Origin of the sequence: Streptomyces sp. NBC_01276, assembly GCF_041435355.1 — a bacterium.
Taxonomy (GTDB): domain Bacteria; phylum Actinomycetota; class Actinomycetes; order Streptomycetales; family Streptomycetaceae; genus Streptomyces.
Map to the genome: position 1 here is coordinate 1715396 of NZ_CP108442.1, position 16646 is coordinate 1732041.

The following is a 16646-nucleotide window of genomic DNA, read 5'->3' on the forward strand; positions in this document are numbered from 1 at the left end:
GCGGGGCCCGTCGGCGGTCACGCGGCCCAGCCCCGGGCGACGACGACCGCCACACAGGCGATCCACGCGACCGCCCCGAGGGTCACGGCCACCGCCGCCCACCTGCCCCTGCGCGCCCGGTCCCGGTACCCGCCGTCGCTCACCGGGCCGCCCCGGACGTGTGCGGGTGGTTCGCCAGCTCGGCGTTCTGCACCGTGACGGCGGACAGGTTCCCGACCGCCCAGGCGAGCCGCCTGGTCTCCGCCAGCGCTTCACAGACCCCGCACCCGGGGGTCGGGACCGGCTCCAACGGGTCCTGCGGGTGCGGGCGTGCGTTCGCGTCGTACACCGCCGCTCCTCTCCGTAGTCGTTCCGCTACCAAGGAGCATCAGCGTGGCCTAGAGTCGAAATCTCTTCAACTTACCGGCTCTGACAGACAAGTTGGGTGTGCACATGGTGTACCGAAAGGAACTGGACCCCGATCGTTCGCCGGGCGCCGCGTTCGGAGCACGTCTACGCAGGATGCGGGACGAACACGGCTGGACACAGGCCGAGCTGGCCGAGCGGGTGGGCTGCTCCGGGGCTCATGTCTCTGCGGTGGAAACTGGTCGGCGTACGCCAACTCGCCAATTTGCAGCAAGCATTGACAGAGCTCTCGGCACCGGGGACAGGTTCGAGCGGCAGAGTCAGGCGGTACGGCACACCGCACTGCTGGAAGGGTTTCCCGAGTACGTCAGGCAGGAGGCGCAGGCGGCGGAGATCCGGCTCTACGAAGTGGGCGTCGTCCCAGGGCTGCTCCAGACACCCGACTACGCGGCAACGCTGGAAGCCGATGCCGTACGGCGGCAGGCGATCACGCCCGAGCAGGCGGCGGAGCGCGTCGCGCTGGTGGCGGAGCGGCAGGCCACGTTGTCGCGGTCACCGTCGCCCCTGATCTTCGCGGTGCTGGACGAGGGGTGCATTCTGCGGCCCATGGGCGACCGGGTAACCATGGAGGCACAGTTCGAGAGGCTGCTGGAGTTCGCCGAGCTGCCGAACACGGTGCTCCAGATCGCCCCCTTCACCATGGGGGCGCGCAGGCCGTTCAGCCTGCCCATCACCGTGCTGACGCTGCCCAACAGGGCCCTGATCTCCTACGCCGAGTCGGCGCAGCGCGGCCACCTGGAGCGAGAAAGCACTTCCGTTCTCCCCGTGCTGACGGCCTACCATCAGTTGCAGGCCGAAGCGCTCTCCCAAGCGGCATCAGTGGCCATGATCCAGAAGGTACGAAAGGGCACTCCGTGACGACCGAACCCCACTGGTACAAGTCCTCATACAGCGGCAACGGCGGCCAGTGCATCGAGGTCGCGACCAACCTCGCCGACTCCCTCGGGACGGTCCCCGTCCGCGACTCCAAGACTCCCGGCGGCCCCGTGCTGAACGTGGCCGCCGGAGCGTTCGCCGCGTTCGTGGACGGCGTCAAGGCCGGAGCCCACCGGGCCCTCTGACCGCCCCCGGCCCCGCCGCTCCCCGCCGGAGCGCCGGGGCCGACCCGGGGCGGCGGGGCGTCAGCCCGCCGGCCAGGCGTAGCGGCGCTTGGGGTGGGACGCCGCGCCGAGGCGGTCGTAGAACTTGATCGCCCCTTCGTTCCAGTCGGGGGTCTGCCATTCGACGTGGGCGAGGCCCCGCTCGCGTGCGAGGTCCGCCACCGCGGCCATCAGGGCGGCGCCGAGGCCGTGGCCCCGGGCGTCCTCGGCGAGGTAGAGGCAGTCCATGTGGAGGTAGGAGCGGGCGTCCCAGAAGGCGAACTCCTCCGAACAGGCCGCGTATCCGGCGACCTCGCCGTCCGGGGCCTCGGCCAGCAGCACCCACAGCCGGGCGTCCTGCGCGAAGAGCTGGGGGCCGAGGCGGTCGGCGAGGCCGGGCGGGCGCGGCGCGGACCGCTCGTACGCGACGTGCTCGTGGATGAGTTCGACCAGGCGCGGCAGGTCCTGGGGGCGGGCGGGACGCACGGTGGGTGTGGGATTCATGGGCGCCATCCTCCGGCCTGCCCCGCGCTGGGGACCACCCGGGCCACCGGAGCCCCCGGGGCCCCCGGGCCCACCCCTCGGCCCCTCACTCCGACGAGAGCCGGAACAGCATCCGTCCGAAGCCGATCTGGTCGCCGTCGCGGACCATGGTCAAGCCCGTGACGCGGCGGCCGTTGACGGTGGTGCCGTTGGTGGAGCCGAGGTCCTTGAGGATCCAGGTCCCGTCGCGCAGGCTCAGCTCGGCGTGTGCGCGCGACACCGTCTCGTGGCTGAGCCGCAGCCCGTTGCCCGGGTCGCGGCCGATCCGCAGCGGGCCCGCGCCCGGGTGCGGGAACAGCAGCCGGGGCAGCCGTTCGGTCTGCCAGGCGCGCCGTACGCCGGCGGACACAGCCGACGCCCGGCCCACCCAGCCGAACAGCCGACTGGTCCAGGGGCCTTCGTCGCGCCCGCGCGCGTGCAGGTCGGCGGTGAGGACGGCGAGGTCCTCGGCGCGCCGGGCGACGAGGGCGAGTTCCATGCGGCGCAGGAAGGTGTCGTGCGACAGCTTCCCGAGGGCCGCGCCTTCCCTGAGCTGGCCCAGCGCCAGGTCCCGCTCCTTGTCGGACAGGCGGGGGGCGGGGAAGGCGGGGAACTCGAAACTCGACGTCACAGGGTGATTGTCGGCCCGTCGGGTGCGGAGTGTCCAGAACTCCCGCGGTGGGCCCGGGATGATGGGCACGATTACGCATGCTGGACACCGCCGGAGACGAGGGGACCGTCCGTGCAGTTCGAGGTGTGGGCACCGCTGACAGGTCGGGTCGCCATGCGACTGAACGACGCCGACTACGAGATGACGCCCGATCCGGGCCCGGACCGCGCGGGCTGGTGGACCGTGGAGGCGCCGGCGGTGGACGGCGACCGGTACGGGTTCCGGCTGGGCGACGACCCGGCGGTCCGTCCGGATCCGCGGGGGCGGCGGCTGCCGGACGGCCCCGACGGTCTGTCGGCGGTGGTCGACTTCGGACCGCTCACCCCGGAGGGCCCCGCTCCGCGCACCCCGTTGCAGGACGCCGTCCTGTACGAGCTGCACATCGGCACGTTCACCCCGGAAGGCACCTTCGACGCGGCCGCCGCCCGCCTCGGGCACCTCTGCGCGCTCGGGGTCACGCACGTGGAGCTGATGCCGGTCTGCCCCTTCCCGGGACGGCACGGCTGGGGATACGACGGGGTCGCACCGTGGGCGGTGCACGAGCCGTACGGGGGGCCGGCGGGCTTGGCCCGGTTCGTGGCGGCGGCGCACGCGGCGGGGCTGGGGGTGGTGCTGGACGTGGTCCACAACCACCTGGGCCCCTCCGGGAACCACCTCCCGGCCTTCGGCCCCTATTTCACCGACACCCACCACACCCCCTGGGGCGCGGCGGTGAACCTGGACGCGCCCGGCTCCGACGAGGTCCGCGCGTACCTGACCGGCAGTGCGCTGGCGTGGCTGCGGGACTACCGGATCGACGGGCTGCGGCTGGACGCGGTGCACGCGCTGGCCGACGGGCGGGCGCTGACCTTCCTGGAGGAGCTGGCGGCGGCGGTGGACGGGCTGGCGGTGGAGACGGCCCGGCCGCTGTTCCTGATCGCGGAGTCCGACCAGTGCGACCCCCGGCTGACCACGCCCCGTACGGCGGGCGGGCCGGGCCTGCACGCGCAGTGGAATGACGACTTCCACCACGCGCTGCACTGCTCCCTGACCGGCGAATCGCAGGCGTACTACGCGGACTTCGCCGAGGCTCCGCTCGCTGCCCTCGCCAAGACGCTGACCCGGGCGTTCTTCCACGACGGCACCTGGTCCTCCTTCCGGGGCCGTACCCACGGCCGGCCGGTCGACCGGCGGCGCACGCCCGCGCACCGGTTCCTCGGCTACGCGCAGACCCACGACCAGATCGGCAACCGGGCGCTGGGCGACCGCCTCTCCTCCTCCCTCTCCCCCGGGCTGCTGGCCTGCGCGGCGACGCTCACGCTGACCGGGCCGTTCGTGCCGATGCTGTTCATGGGCGAGGAGTGGGGGGCCGGAACCCCCTGGCAGTACTTCACCGACCACCCGGACCCGGAGCTCGCGGAGGCGGTGCGCACGGGCCGGCGCCGGGAGTTCGCGGCGCACGGCTGGAAGGCGGAGGAGGTCCCGGACCCGCAGGACCCGGCGACCCGGGAGCGGTCCTGCCTGGACTGGTCGGAGCCCGAGGAGGCTCCGCACGCCCGGCTGCTGGACTGGTACCGGACCCTGGTCGCGCTGCGCCGCGCGCAGCCGGACCTGCGCGACCCGGACCTGGCCGCGGTCCGGGTCGCCTACGACGAGGAGCGCCGCTGGGTGACCTTCCGGCGGGGCGACGTCCGCGTGGCGGTGAACCTGTCGCCGGAGCCGGTGACGATCGCGCTGGGCCGCAACGGGGTGCGGGTGCTGGCCGCCTGGGAGCCGCTGGAACACCCCGGGCCGGACGGGCGGATCCACCTGCCGGGTGAGTCGGCGGTGGTGCTGGGGCCGTAGGGGCCGTAGGGGCTACTCGACGATCGCGAGTTCGCGCGGGGCGTTGTTCAGGCGGCGGCCCCCGTCGGCGGTCACCGTGACGATGTCCTCGATGCGGACCCCGAACCGGCCGGGCAGGTAGATGCCCGGCTCCACGGAGAAGCACATGCCGGGCAGCAGGGGCTGCTCCTCGCCCTCGATCATGTACGGCGGCTCGTGGGTGGTGACGCCGATCCCGTGGCCGGTGCGGTGGATGAACCGCTCGCCGTAGCCGAACTCGGTGATCACCGCGCGGGCGGCCCGGTCCACGTCCTGGCAGGCCGCTCCGGGGCGGACGGCGGCGAACCCGGCCTGCTGGGCCTCGCGGACGATGTCGTGGACGCGCTGCTCCTCCGGAGTGGGCTCGCCGACGTGGACGGTGCGGGAGATGTCGGAGCCGTAGCCGTGCTTGAGGCCGCCGAAGTCGAGGACGACCATGTCGCCGCGTTCGATGACGCGTTCGCCCGCCTCGTGGTGCGGGTTGGCTCCGTTGGGGCCGGAGCCGACGACGGTGAAGTCCACCTGGGAGTGGCCGTGGACGCGGAGCAGGTCGGCCAGGTCGGCGGCCACGTCGCTCTCGCGGCGGCCGGCGAAGGGGACGTGCAGGATCTGCGCGTAGGTGGCGTCGGCGGCCTCTCCGGCGGCGGCGAGGCGGGCCAGTTCCCGCTCGTCCTTGACGGCGCGCAGCATCGGCAGGGCGTCGGTGAGGGGGGTGTAGGAGGTGGTGGGCAGCTCCCCCTGCAGGCCGAGGAGGTGCAGGGCCCAGGTGTTGTCGCTGACGCCGAAGCGGCCGGTGACGTCGAGCAGGGGTGCGGTGATCCCGTACGGGTTCTTGCCGTCGGTCCAGTCGCGCAGGGTCAGGGCGCCCGCGCCGGGTGCCTTGGCCGCGTCGGGGGCCTCCAGGGCGGGGACGACGAGGACGGGGTCCTGGCCGGCGGCGAGGACGAGCAGGGTGAGCCGCTCGGTGTCGACGGGCCGGTAGCCGGTCAGGTGGGTGAGGTCCGGCCCGGGGGCGATGAGCAGCCCGGCCAGTCCGGCGTCGGCGGCGCTCTGCGCGGCGGCCGCCATCCGGGCGGCGTAGTCGGCGGTGGTGAAGGGGGCGGTGTCGGTGTGGACCGGGTCAGGAGTCATACGGGGATCCTGCCGCGAGGCGGGCGGCGAGCGCAGCGGCCGCGCCGGACAAAGTGGCGGGCGCGAGCAGTTCCGTACGGTGCACCAGGCGCGGGGCGGCGATCGGTACGCAGACCCCCGCGCCGGCGGCTTCGGCGACCCGGCGGGGCAGCAGGACGAGGCCGTGTCCGGCGGCGGCCAGGGCGCACAGGGCGCGCAGGTCGGTGCCCTCGTAGCGCAGGGCGCGCCGGGCCGTGGCGAGCGGCAGGCCGATGTCGGGGGCGTCGAGCCAGCGGGCGTCGGCGAGGTCGTCGAGGCGGACGGCGTCGCGGCCGGCGAAGGGGTGCCCGGCGGGGAGCAGCACGGCCAGCTCCTCCTCGTCCACCCCGGTGACCCGCAGCGGCGCCACGTCGGGCAGCCGGAGCGGATCGCTGGGGGCGGCCGGGCCGTCGACGAGGCCGAGGTCGCAGTCCCCGGCGGCGACGGCGGCGGGCACCGCGTCGGGGGGCAGGATCCGCAGGGTGACGCCGGTGGCGGGCAGGGCGCCGAGCAGCCGGGGGCCGACGGCGAGCGGGGAGGCGGCGAGGGTGATCCGGCCGGGCGGTGCGGCGGCCAGGCGCAGGACGTCGGCGCGGGCGGCGTCGAGCCTCAGCAGCAGCGGCCCGGCGTGTTCCAGCAGCCGCGCTCCGGCGGGGGTGGGGGCGACGGGGCGACGGGTGAGCAGCTCGGTCCGCAGGTCGGCCTCCAGCGCGGCGATGTGCTGCGAGACGGCGGACTGGGTGTAGCCGAGTTCGCGGGCGGCGGCGGAGAAGGAGGAGAGGCGGGCCACGGCGACGAAGGTGCGGAGCAGGTGCGGGTCCATGCCCCCAGGATGTCATCAGCATCGCTTATCGAGGATGCAGGAACAATCGTTGGCGCTGAAGTGGGATCGGCCCGCAGGATGATCCACATGACCACCACCGAGACCACCGCCACCGCCACCGCCACCGCCGCCCCGCTCTCCCCCGTCGCCCGGATCGCCCTCGTCGGCGACCGCTCCCCGCACGTGAAGTCCCATACCCGGATCCCGCTCCTGCTCCAGGCGCTGGAGGCGCGCGACGGGCTCGTCCTCGACGCCTGCTGGATCCCGACCGCGGAGGCGGAGGCCGAGGCGGCCGCCGGGACGCTGGCCCGCTTCGACGCCGTGTGGGTGCTGCCGGGCAGCCCGTACGCCAGCGAGGCCGGGGCGCTGGCCGCGATCCGCGTGGCCCGGGAGGAGGGCATCCCCTTCCTCGGCACCTGCGGCGGCTTCCAGCACGCCCTGCTGGAGTACGCCCGTGACGTCTGCGGGCTGCGGGACGTCGCGCACGCCGAGAACGACCCCGGGGCGGCGGACCCGCTGATCGCGCCGCTGGCCTGTTCGCTGGTGGGGCACGAGGGGCTGGTCCTGGCGGAGCCGGGCTCGCTCGCCGAGTCCTCGCTGGGCGCCGAACGGTCCATGGAGCGCTACCACTGCAACTACGGCCCGGCCCCCCGGCACCTGCCCGCGCTGACCGGACACGGGCTGCGGCTGACGGGCCACGACGAGGACGGGCAGGTGCGGATCGTGGAGCTGCCCGGTCACCCCTTCTTCCTCGCCACCCTCTTCCAGCCGGAGCTCTCCGGGGACGGCAGCAGGCCGCACCCGGTGATCCGGGCGCTGGCCGCGGCCGCGGTGGCCCGCGCCGCCCTGCGCACGGACAGCGTCACGGCCAGGCTCGCCACCACCCTGGCCGGCACCCGGGCCGCCGGATAACCGGTCGCGGGAGCACCCGTCCGATCGGCTATGCTGTGCATGCACAACGAACGGGCGGTACGCCGCCCTTCGTGGTGGGTGTAGCTCAGCTGGTAGAGCACCTGGTTGTGGTCCAGGTGGCCGCGGGTTCAAGTCCCGTCACTCACCCTGTTCGGTCCCGATGGGGGCCACGAGGTTCTCCTCGTGGCCCCCATCGGCGTATCCGCCCGCGTATTCGCCCACGGGAACGCACGACGCCCCCACCGCCCGGGGCGCGGACGACAACGCGCCCCGGACGGCGCCCCGGTGGCAGACTCGGGATCATGCCCGAGGACACCGCCGAAGCGCTTCCGCACGATGATCACCTGCGTGCGTACGCGGCCCACTACCCCGAGGTCGTCGGGGCGGGGTCGCTGCGCGGCGCGTTGCAGGCGGAGGCCGACCGCGCCGGGTACGGGCTCGACGTCGGGGTCCCGCCGATCCCGGTCGCGCGCCTGGCGGCGGCGCGGGTGTCGGCCGGCGACCGGGTGGCGTACGTCACGATGGACGTCCGGCGGCGTGAGTTCCGCGTCCACTGCCGGCCCGCCGGGAACGGTGACGGCCCGGCGGTCCTGGGCGGCACCGGGGACCTGTCCGCGGTGGTCGAGGCGCTGCACTCCTGGATGCGGGGGGCCCGGCCGGCGGAGCTCACCGCCCGCCGGCCCTTCCTCGCGGCCCGGGATGCCTCAGCGGCCGGAGCCGTCGGAGCCGTCGAGGGTCCGGGTGCGGTGGCGGCCCGGTGGGAGTGGGTGCGCGAGTCCGCCGCCACGTTCCCGTACCCCGGGCGCCACGAGCTCGTCGAGGCCGCCTTCCGCGAACCCCGGCTGCGGGTCCTGTCCCCCGGTCTGAGCATGCAGTGGCTCCGCTTCAGCCGTCGCGCGACCCCGCCGATCTGTGTCGGGCTGCCCATGGTCATGCCGCTCCAGGACGGACGCCGCTACCGGGTCCGGACGTCCGGCGGAGCGCTGCGGGAGGTCACCGGCGCCGCCGAGGCCGTCGCGGCCGTCCTGGAGGGCCTGCCCGAGGAGATCACGGCCCCGCCGGGCGGGCCCGGGGACCGGCCGTCGGGGCCGTGACGTCCCGCGCTCACCGGGCGCGCAGGAAGGCCTCCACCTCCGTGGCGAAGGCCACCGGGGTCTCGTGCGGCGGGTAGTGGCCGGAGCCGGGGATCGTGACGATCCTGCAGTTCGGGTACCAGGCCTGCCAGGTCGCGCGCATCACCTCGGCGGTGAGGGCGAGGTCGTACTCCCCGACGAGGACCAGCACGGGCACGGTGTTGCCCTTGACGGCGGCGGACAGGTCGGCCGGCTGCCAGCTCGCGAGGTACGCCGCGAAGGCCTCGGGGCGGGAGACCGCGAGGGAGTGCGCCACCATCCCGTCCAGCCAGTGGCGGCTCGCGCGGTTGCCGGTGACCAGGTCGAGGATGATCCGGCGCTTCTCGGGGTCCTCGGCGGCGCCGTGGAAGAGGGCGTGCGTCCGGTCGTCCATCGCGTAGGGGGCGGCCGGGACCGGTGCGAGCCCGATCAGCTTCTCGATCCGCTCGGGGGCACGGACCAGCACCTGCTGGGCGGCCTTGCCGCCCATGGAGTGGCCGAGCAGGGAGAAGGTGTCCCAGCCGAGCTGGTCGGCGAGTTCGAGTACGTCGTCGGCGATCTCGGGGAGGCTGTAGCGGCCGGTGACGTCCCGGCGCTCGCCGTAGCCCCGGTAGTCGAGGAAGGCGTACGAGAACCCCTCCGGGTCCAGGTGGTCCAGTACGGAACCCCAGTTCGCGGAGGTTCCGAACCAGTCGTGCAGCACGATGACGCGTACGGGCCCGGTGCCGATCCTGCGGTGGGCGATGGCCATGCGTTCTCCCTCGGTGACGGGGTGGACGGAACCGACGCCGTACGTCCTGCCCAGCGGGCCTAGCATCACACCGTGACACCGACATCCGGCCGGGAGCCGCTGGTCATGGGGGACTTCTCGCGGCCCGACGGGGCCCGGCACCCCCACCACCCGCGTACGTACGAGATCCGCGACCCGGACGAGATCCGGGCCGTCACCGCCGCCCGGCCGCACGCCGTCGAAGACCGGATCTTCGCCTGCATGTGCGGGGAGCCCTGGGAGGACCCTCACCTCACCGAGGAGGCCGTCCGGCTGCGCGACCCGCTGTCCCCCGACGGGATCCCGGCCCGGCACCGCGCCCGGTGGGCCGGGGCGGCGCCCGGGGTCCTGCGGGAGTACGCCCGTGCGCTGGCCCGGGGCGAGGAGGACCCGGAGCGGCCGCGGAGCGTGCCGCTCGCGGTGGTGTTCGGCTGGCTGGGCGCCGTACGGGACGAACCCCGCGACGCGGCGTGGCTGCTGGCGGAGCGGGGCCCGGAGCGGCTGCTGGCCGGCGCACCCACGGCGGATCTGGCCTGGGCGGTGCGGGAGACGGACCGGGCGGGACTGGACGGGGCCGTTCGGTTCTTCGCGAGCGAGGAGTTCACCACCCGCCACCCCAAACAGCGCCGCGTTGCGGACACTGCCCGGGACCTGCTGCTGCGGTACGCCCGCAGCCATCGCCCCGGCGACCTCGCGGTGCTGGAGCGGCGGCTGCTGCGTACTCCGGAGGACCGGGTCAGACGGTCTTGATCGCCGGGTCGGAGACACCCGGGGCGCCCGTTTCCACGTGGCCGGCGAAGCGGCGCAGGAAGGTCGCGTCGGTGTCGGAGACGACGCCGACGTCGTACCAGCGGCCCGTCGCGCGCAGGTCGACGGTGGTGGAGACGGTGGCGCCGGGGTTGACCTTGAAGGTCTGGGGGGCGCCGTCGTAGGCGTTGGTCACGGTGAGGTTGACCGCCGCGGTGCCCCCGTTGGTCAGGGTGAGGGCGAGGTTGCCGGCGGCGTCCACGTGGCGGGCCGTGACCTCGGGGCCGGCCTTCTTCGCCGGGCCCTTCCAGGTGCGCAGGAAGCCGTTGGGGCCCCAGACCGTGAGGTCGATCTTGTTACCGGTGGAGCTGCTGGTGCTCCAGGTGTCGGAGAGGGTCTTGCCCGCCTCGACCGTGTAGGGCCAGGGGCCGTCCGTACGGTTGCCCGAGGTGCTGTGGAAGTGGGCGCCGAGGGAGGGGCCGGAGGAGAAGGTCAGGGTGAACTTGCCCGTGGACACAGTGGCCTTGCCGTCCACGTACGGGCTGTAGCCGAGTGCGCGGGTCGGCTTGGAGCCGGCCTCCTGCTTCGGCAGGGTGCCCGTCGCCGGCGGGACCGGGTGGTAGGACGGGTGGGCGTTGTGGTCCGGCGGTACGTAGCCGGCCGTGGACGGGAGCGCCGCCGGGGAGGCGTCCGCCCGGCTGAAGTCGAACGCCGAGGTCAGGTCACCGCAGACCGCGCGGCGCCACGGCGAGATGTTGGGCTCCTGCACCCCGAAGCGCTTCTCCATGAAGCGGATCACCGAGGTGTGGTCGAAGGTCTCGGAGCAGACGTAGCCGCCCTTGCTCCACGGGGAGACGACGATCATCGGGACCCGGGGGCCGAGCCCGTAGGGTCCGGCCGCGTAGCCGGCGCTCCCGGCGTAGAGGTCGCGGGTGACGTCGGCCGTGGACAGGCCCCAGGCCGAGGACGCCGGCGGGTACGGCGGCACGACGTGGTCGAAGAAGCCGTCGTTCTCGTCGTAGGTGATGAAGAAGGCCGTCTTCGCCCATACCGCCGGATTGGCGGTCAGCGCGTCCAGGACCTGGGAGATGTACCAGGCGCCGAAGTTGACCGGCCAGTTCGGGTGCTCGCTGAAGGCCTCGGGCGCGGCGATCCAGGAGACCTGGGGCAGGGTGCCGCCCACGACGTCGGCGCGCAGCCTGTCGAAGTAGCCCTCGCCCGCCTTGGCGTTGGTACCCGTACGCGCCTTCTCGTACAGGGCGCTGCCCGGCTGGGCGTTGCGGTAGCTGTTGAAGTAGAGGAGGGAGTTGTCGCCGTAGTTGCCGCGGAAGGCGTCGCCGATCCATCCCCAGCCGCCGGCCGCGTTCAGGCCGTCGCCCACGTCCTGGTAGATCTTCCAGGAGACCCCGGCCGCCTCCAGGCGCTCGGGGTACGTCTTCCAGCCGTAGCCCGCTTCCTGGTTGCCGAGGACCGGTCCGCCGCCGGTGCCGTCGTTGCCCGTGTGCCCCGTCCACATGTAGTAGCGGTTGGGGTCGGTGGCGCCGATGAAGGAGCAGTGGTAGGCGTCGCAGACCGTGAAGGCGTCGGCGAGGGCGTAGTGGAACGGGATGTCGTTCCGGGTCATGTACGCCATGGTCGTGGCCGTCTTGGCCGGGACCCACTTGTCGTACTTGCCGCTGTTGTACGCCTGGTGTCCGCCGGCCCAGTCGTGGTTGAGGCCCTCGACGAACTGCATGCCCAGGTCGTTGACCTGCGGGTTGAAGGGGAGGATGTCCTTCGTGCCGTTGGACTGGTAGAAGACCGACTTGCCGTTGTCCTGGAGGACGGGCCGCGGGTCGCCGAAGCCGCGGACGCCCTTCATCGAGCCGAAGTACTGGTCGAAGGACCGGTTCTCCTGCATCAGCACGACGATGTGCTCGATGTCCTGGATGGTTCCGGTGGTGCCCTGCGCGGGGATGGCGGCGGCCCGCGCGATGCTCTCGTTGAGCATCGTGGCGGCGGCGGTTCCGCCCGCGATCTGGAGGAACCGGCGTCGGTTGAGTTCAGCCATGGGTGACGACCTCTGGGGGTGAGGGGAGGGGAGTCGAGGGGCGCCCCAAGGACAGCGGCCCCGGGGTACCGCACGGAGATCCCCGGCTGACGCGGGGCGGTACAGCGGGCGAACGGAAAACCCCGCGCAACGCCGCGCGGTGGCCGCGCGGTGGCTGCGCGGTGGCGCTGCGGTGGCTGCGCGGAAAGCCTGCCGCGCGTGCCGTTCGTCTGGTGGAATGACCTCCTCGACACTGCACGGGGGGCGCAGAGCGTATGGCGGGGACCGAGTACGGCCGTTCCGCCGGTCCGTCGTGCGCCGCGCCGCCGGCACCGGGGCCCGGGCCGGGAGTGGCACGGTACGGGGAACCACGGGCCGCGCAACAGACCCGGGAACCACAGGAGTTCGCGATGTCGGGTGCGCCCGCGGTCCGGGCGGGGGCGGGCGCGTGAACCTTCCGCAGCTCCACTACGGCTGGGCCCCGCCCGGACCCGACGGCTCCGGGACGCGCTTCACGGCGGTCACCGACGGCGTTCCGACGGCCCTGTTGCGCGAGGCGGAGCGGCTCGTGGCGTACGAGGCGCCGGAGCCGGGCGGGGCCGTTCCGGAGGCGCTGAGCCTGAGCCTGCTCTCCGACGGCAGCCGGCTGCTGGCCCGCTCGGCGTACACCGGCGGCGACGGGACGGGCTTCCACGCGCACGCCGTGCACCTGCCGCAGCGCGCCGGTTCCGGCCCGGTCCGCGGGGCCCTGCCGATCACCTCCTGGGGGTCGCCGCAGTGGGCGGCGCGGACCCCGCCCGGCGGACCGCCGCCGCCGCTCGGCGCCGTGCCCGTCCCGGGGCGGCACGACGGCGCCGCGCTGGCGGAGTTCGTGGCCGCGCGGGAGGCGTGGCTGGCCCCGTTCTTCGCCGACGTGCGACGGCTCGTGGAGGAGCCGGGCGCGCCGCGGATCGTGCTGGTGGAGCCGGACAGCGCGGCCGTGGCCCGCTGGGTCATGCTCGCGTGCAGCGTGCTGCCGCACCAGCGCGGGCAGTGGCTGACCTTCACCACGTACACCGCCCGGCCGGGGCTCGCCCCGCAGGGCCTCGTGGGCGTCCTGTCCGGGGAGGGGACGGCCGCCGCCCTGGCCGCCCTGGAGGAGGGGTGCCGGATCCACGAGCCGGGGCGCGGGCCCGCGCCGGCGGCCGGCGGGGCCGCCGGGGACGTCTTCGACGTCTGGGCGGGGACGGCGGCGCGGATCTGGCTGGCGCGGCGGCCGGAGCTGTTCGCGCAGGTGCGGCAGCTGCCCGGGGGACCGTACGAGGCCGGCCCGCTGGCCGCGCTCGCGCTCGGGGCCGGGATCCGGCTGGACGCGGCGGGCCGGGCCGCGGCCGAGGCGTGGACGGCCGCGCACCCGGACCCGTCTCCGGCCCGGCTGCGGGTGGCGCTCACCGACCCGGACCGGGAACCGGACGCGCTGGCCGGGCTCCTGCGGGAGGCCGCGCGGCAGGGAACGGACACCACCGGGGAGCTGCCCGAGGTGGCGCGCAGGGTGGCGTTCGCGCTGTTCACCGATCCGGAGCGGGCGTACGGGGAGGAGACGCGGGCCGGGCTCGACGAGCTGCCGGTCCTGCGGGCCCTCGTACTCGACCGGCTGGACGCGCTCGCGGCGGGCGATCCGGCCGCCGGGAGGGCGCTGTTCGCGCGGACGGGGCTGCGGCTGGGGGCGGCGGAGGCCCTGCCGCACCTGCGGATGTGCGCGGCGGTGGAGGCGGTCGTACGGGAGGCCCCGGACCGGCCCGTGGCGCTGGACTCGCTGCTGCGGGTCTCCGGGGTCTCCCCGTACGCGGAGCCGCTGGTCCTGCGGACCGCGGTGCGGCTCGTGTGGGGCGGGCGCCGGCCCGGCCCGGACGAGGCCGGGCTGGTCCTGGCCACCATGGGAGAGGCGGTCCACCACGCCGCCGGAACCTGGGACCTCCTCGCCCCGGCGGCCTCCCCCGCCCCGGACCTCCCGGTCCCCTCCCTGGCGGCCCGGGCGGCTGTGGACGCGGACCCGGCCGACGGCCGGAACGGGCCCGGCCCCGCCGCCCCGCGCTCGGCGGCGGACGGGACGGCTGACGGGACGGCGGATCAGGCGCCGGGCCGGGCTCCGGACGGTGTGCGGGCGCGTACGGCCGGCCCGGACTCCGGCCGTGCGGGCGTCGCCGCGCGACTGCTCGGCGAGGAGCGGGCGGAGGGGGCCGTACGGGTGCTGTTCGAGAGCGAGGACGCCGCGTTGCTGGCCGCCTACCGGGAGGCGGCGCGCGGCGCGGAGGTGCGGGAGCGGCTGCGGGGTTCGCCGCGCTACCTCGCGGACTGCTTCGCCGTCTGGTCCGCCCACCCGCAGGCCGGGCCGCTGTGGCGGCAGGCCCGTACCGATCTGCTGGAGGAGGTGCTCAGGCCGGTCGTACGGGAACTGCCGTCCGAGCACCTCGCGGAGGCCGAGCGGGAGCTGGCCCGGCTCGGCCGCAGCCGGGCGGAGGAGTTCCGGGCCTGGCTGCGTCCGGGGCCGGGGGCCCGGCTGCGGGGGCTGTTCAGCCGTCGATCGGCCGGGTGACGGCCCCTCAGCCGCCGAGCAGCGCGGTGATCTCCCGGGCCAGGGCCAGGGCCCCGCTGCCCGCGCCCAGCCCCACCGTGATGGTTTGCAGGCAGCGGCGGATCAGCCCCGGCTCGGGGGCGCGGCGTTCCTCCCCGGCCCGTTCCAGTTCGCCGTGCAGGGTCCGGGCCGCGTCGACGCGGTCGCCGGCCGCGCCCTCGTCGCGGAGCCACCGGGCGAGTTCCGCGGCCAGGCGCAGGGTGCGGGCGGGGTCGTCCTGGTGCTGCGGCCCGATGTTGACCACACCGTGGTCGCCGTAGTTGCCGGGGCCTTCGACGTTCCCGTGGAAGTGGTAGGTGCCCATGGGATCACTCCTCTGCGGCGGGCGGCGGGAGGGGTTCACGGACCGGCCGGCGCGGGGGACGGGGACGGGGACGGACCGCCGGGTGCCTGGCCCGGTCCCTGCCCCTGGGCCGTACCGGTTCCGGGGAGGTTGACGGTGCCGTGGCCGCCGAAGTTGAAGCCCTGGCCGGTGATGGTCCCGTGGAAGGTGTAGCTGTGATGGTTGATGACCTGCTGCGCCTGCTCGAAGGAGGCGGTGTCGATGTGGTGGGCCTTCAGGAACTGCTCGGTCGCCGTGAGGACGCCCTGCCGCAGCCTCTGGAGGAAGTCCACGGCGTCGTTGGTGTCCGAGAACTCCATCAGCCTCAGGCTGACCGCCGCCCGCGCCCGGATGCTGCCGTCGGCGCCGTAGTCGAACTCCTCGTGCCGCTTCCCGATGGCCCACCGGTCCCGCCACAGCCGCCAGCGGCGCAGCGCCCGCCCCCGGCCCCGGCGCCACAGCCGGGCGGGCACCTTGAACAGGGCGGGAAGGAACTCCCCGGTGGCGAGGCGCCACAGGGACCACCAGTGGCCGAAGGGGTCCTGCCGCAGCCTGCGCACGTCGAGGAACTCGTCCCGTAGCGGCGGCACCACCTGGGTGGTCACCTCCCAGCTCAGCCGGGGGTGCTGGACGCGGGCGCGCAGGTGCATGGAGACGATCACCCGGCCGCCCTGCCCGACCCCCTCCAGGCAGAGGTAGGTACGCATCCCGAGGCCCGGGCGGGTCAGTCCGGCCTCCACCATCCCCTCCGGGATGGACGTGCGGGGCGCGCTCAGCCGGTCGGGCAGCAGTTCCTTTCCTGCGTGCGGGGTCATGGCGCCGCGCACGTACAGCCGGTTGCGGGCCCGGAGGCCTTCGAGGCCCGCGATGTTCCCCATCTCCCGGGCCACGAAGGCGTGCAGGTCGACGACGTCGAAGCCGACGATGGTCAGTTCGCCGCCGCCGGCGGGGTCCTTGGCGGGGGTGCTGATGTCGATGGGCTGCCAGACCCGGTCCTCCACCATCTCGCCGCTGCCGACGAAGGGGTTCGTCCGCTCGGCGGGCTCGTGGTACGGCAGGACGTTGGTGCGGGCCTGCTCGTGCAGCCGGGATTCCAGCTCCGGGTCGAGCGGCGGCGCGAGCCGGTCGGGTGGCGGACCGTTCACGTCGATCACCCGGTAGACCATCGTCCGGGCCCGGTGCTCGGTGACCAGGACCAGCGTCCAGGCGGCGGCGAGCACGCCCAGGACGCCGAGCAGCTCCGGGCCGACGGGCTGGTCGAGCCTGGCCCGGTGGACCAGCAGGGCCGCCGTGACCGCCCAGGCCGTGAGCAGCACGGCCAGCAGGCCGTCGCGGAGGTTCGCGCGGCGTACCGCGACCCGCGCGTGCCGGGCCACCGCCACGAGGTCGACCCCGAGCGAGGGGCCGAGCGCCGTCAGCCGGTCCTCGGTGAGTTCGTCCGCGGTCGCGCGGGCGAACTGCTCGTTGCGGTGCACGGCCGCGCTCAGCCAGCGGTCCGTCCACTCCTCGCCCTGCTGGATGAGCCCGGGTAACCCACGATCTACCGCCATTTCGTCCTCCCCCGTGGTCGTCGGTCCACGATACGAACAACCACCCTCGTCCGTAACGGTATTGACGGACAGTCATTTCGTGCCGTCCGAGGCGGAGGGCG

The 16646-nt window shown here is 74.6% G+C and carries 17 protein-coding genes and 1 tRNA gene; 8 read left to right on the plus strand and 10 right to left on the minus strand.

The genetic code is table 11. The features are described 5' to 3' along the window. Positions 1 to 17: 17 nt before the first annotated feature. Both OG295_RS07120 and OG295_RS07125 read right to left on the minus strand, forming a co-directional pair. Positions 18 to 143, minus strand: coding sequence for a hypothetical protein (locus OG295_RS07120; RefSeq protein ID WP_371676105.1), 126 nt, complete (start codon positions 141 to 143; stop codon positions 18 to 20). Beyond that, complete coding sequence (locus OG295_RS07125; protein ID WP_371676106.1) at positions 140 to 328, minus strand: hypothetical protein; 189 nt, start codon at positions 326 to 328, stop codon at positions 140 to 142. The genes OG295_RS07120 and OG295_RS07125 overlap by 4 nt, the downstream gene beginning before the upstream one ends. A gap of 104 nt (positions 329 to 432) precedes the next feature. On the opposite strand from OG295_RS07125, the gene OG295_RS07130 reads away from it, so the two are divergent. Both OG295_RS07130 and OG295_RS07135 read left to right on the plus strand, forming a co-directional pair. Next, on the plus strand, positions 433 to 1263 hold the full coding sequence (locus tag OG295_RS07130) for a Scr1 family TA system antitoxin-like transcriptional regulator (protein ID WP_371676107.1): 831 nt from the start codon (positions 433 to 435) through the stop codon (positions 1261 to 1263). Continuing rightward, entirely contained in the window at positions 1260 to 1466 is a 207-nt protein-coding gene (locus OG295_RS07135; RefSeq protein WP_371676108.1) for a DUF397 domain-containing protein, read from the plus strand. Before OG295_RS07130 ends, OG295_RS07135 begins: the two co-directional genes overlap by 4 nt. A gap of 60 nt (positions 1467 to 1526) precedes the next feature. On the opposite strand, the gene OG295_RS07140 is transcribed toward OG295_RS07135, so the two are convergent. Both OG295_RS07140 and OG295_RS07145 read right to left on the minus strand, forming a co-directional pair. Beyond that, positions 1527 to 1988: an N-acetyltransferase family protein gene (locus tag OG295_RS07140; protein WP_371676109.1), complete on the minus strand. Its 462-nt coding sequence runs from the start codon at positions 1986 to 1988 to the stop codon at positions 1527 to 1529. An 85-nt stretch (positions 1989 to 2073) separates the two neighbouring features. Then, positions 2074 to 2637: an FHA domain-containing protein gene (locus OG295_RS07145; RefSeq protein WP_371676110.1), complete on the minus strand. Its 564-nt coding sequence runs from the start codon at positions 2635 to 2637 to the stop codon at positions 2074 to 2076. Positions 2638 to 2748: 111 nt separating this feature from the next. On the opposite strand from OG295_RS07145, the gene treZ reads away from it, so the two are divergent. Then, positions 2749 to 4500 (plus strand): malto-oligosyltrehalose trehalohydrolase, encoded by a 1752-nt coding sequence (gene treZ / locus OG295_RS07150; RefSeq protein ID WP_371676111.1) that lies wholly within the window; start codon positions 2749 to 2751, stop codon positions 4498 to 4500. A 12-nt stretch (positions 4501 to 4512) separates the two neighbouring features. Here the strand turns inward: treZ and OG295_RS07155 are convergent, their stop codons facing one another. Continuing rightward, positions 4513 to 5649: a M24 family metallopeptidase gene (locus OG295_RS07155; RefSeq protein WP_371676112.1), complete on the minus strand. Its 1137-nt coding sequence runs from the start codon at positions 5647 to 5649 to the stop codon at positions 4513 to 4515. Next, positions 5639 to 6490, minus strand: a complete 852-nt coding sequence (locus OG295_RS07160; protein ID WP_371676113.1) for a LysR family transcriptional regulator — start codon at positions 6488 to 6490, stop codon at positions 5639 to 5641. The genes OG295_RS07155 and OG295_RS07160 overlap by 11 nt, the downstream gene beginning before the upstream one ends. A gap of 87 nt (positions 6491 to 6577) precedes the next feature. On the opposite strand from OG295_RS07160, the gene OG295_RS07165 reads away from it, so the two are divergent. The 3 genes from OG295_RS07165 (at position 6578) to OG295_RS07175 (ending at position 8496) form a co-directional block, all read left to right on the plus strand. Beyond that, entirely contained in the window at positions 6578 to 7402 is an 825-nt protein-coding gene (locus OG295_RS07165) for a hypothetical protein (protein WP_371676114.1), read from the plus strand. Between the two features lie 74 nt (positions 7403 to 7476). Next, positions 7477 to 7549: transfer RNA gene (locus tag OG295_RS07170), tRNA-His, on the plus strand. Positions 7550 to 7704: 155 nt separating this feature from the next. Beyond that, positions 7705 to 8496: a DUF6193 family natural product biosynthesis protein gene (locus tag OG295_RS07175; protein WP_371676115.1), complete on the plus strand. Its 792-nt coding sequence runs from the start codon at positions 7705 to 7707 to the stop codon at positions 8494 to 8496. A gap of 10 nt (positions 8497 to 8506) precedes the next feature. On the opposite strand, the gene OG295_RS07180 is transcribed toward OG295_RS07175, so the two are convergent. Further along, positions 8507 to 9265, minus strand: a complete 759-nt coding sequence (locus tag OG295_RS07180; protein ID WP_371676116.1) for an alpha/beta fold hydrolase — start codon at positions 9263 to 9265, stop codon at positions 8507 to 8509. A 72-nt stretch (positions 9266 to 9337) separates the two neighbouring features. On the opposite strand from OG295_RS07180, the gene OG295_RS07185 reads away from it, so the two are divergent. Further along, on the plus strand, positions 9338 to 10033 hold the full coding sequence (locus OG295_RS07185) for a hypothetical protein (protein WP_371676117.1): 696 nt from the start codon (positions 9338 to 9340) through the stop codon (positions 10031 to 10033). Here the strand turns inward: OG295_RS07185 and OG295_RS07190 are convergent. After that, positions 10020 to 12080: a phosphocholine-specific phospholipase C gene (locus OG295_RS07190; RefSeq protein WP_371676118.1), complete on the minus strand. Its 2061-nt coding sequence runs from the start codon at positions 12078 to 12080 to the stop codon at positions 10020 to 10022. The two genes, OG295_RS07185 and OG295_RS07190, sit on opposite strands and share 14 nt — an antisense overlap. A 427-nt stretch (positions 12081 to 12507) precedes the next feature. Here OG295_RS07190 and OG295_RS07195 point away from each other — a divergent pair, with 427 nt between their 5' ends. Next, a complete protein-coding gene (locus tag OG295_RS07195; protein WP_371676119.1) occupies positions 12508 to 14634 on the plus strand; it encodes a GTPase-associated protein 1-related protein in 2127 nt (708 codons plus the stop codon). Between the two features lie 7 nt (positions 14635 to 14641). Here the strand turns inward: OG295_RS07195 and OG295_RS07200 are convergent, their stop codons facing one another. Both OG295_RS07200 and OG295_RS07205 read right to left on the minus strand, forming a co-directional pair. Then, positions 14642 to 14977, minus strand: coding sequence for a hypothetical protein (locus OG295_RS07200; protein WP_371676120.1), 336 nt, complete (start codon positions 14975 to 14977; stop codon positions 14642 to 14644). A gap of 35 nt (positions 14978 to 15012) precedes the next feature. Then, on the minus strand, positions 15013 to 16545 hold the full coding sequence (locus tag OG295_RS07205) for a hypothetical protein (protein WP_371676121.1): 1533 nt from the start codon (positions 16543 to 16545) through the stop codon (positions 15013 to 15015). Positions 16546 to 16646 lie beyond the last annotated feature (101 nt).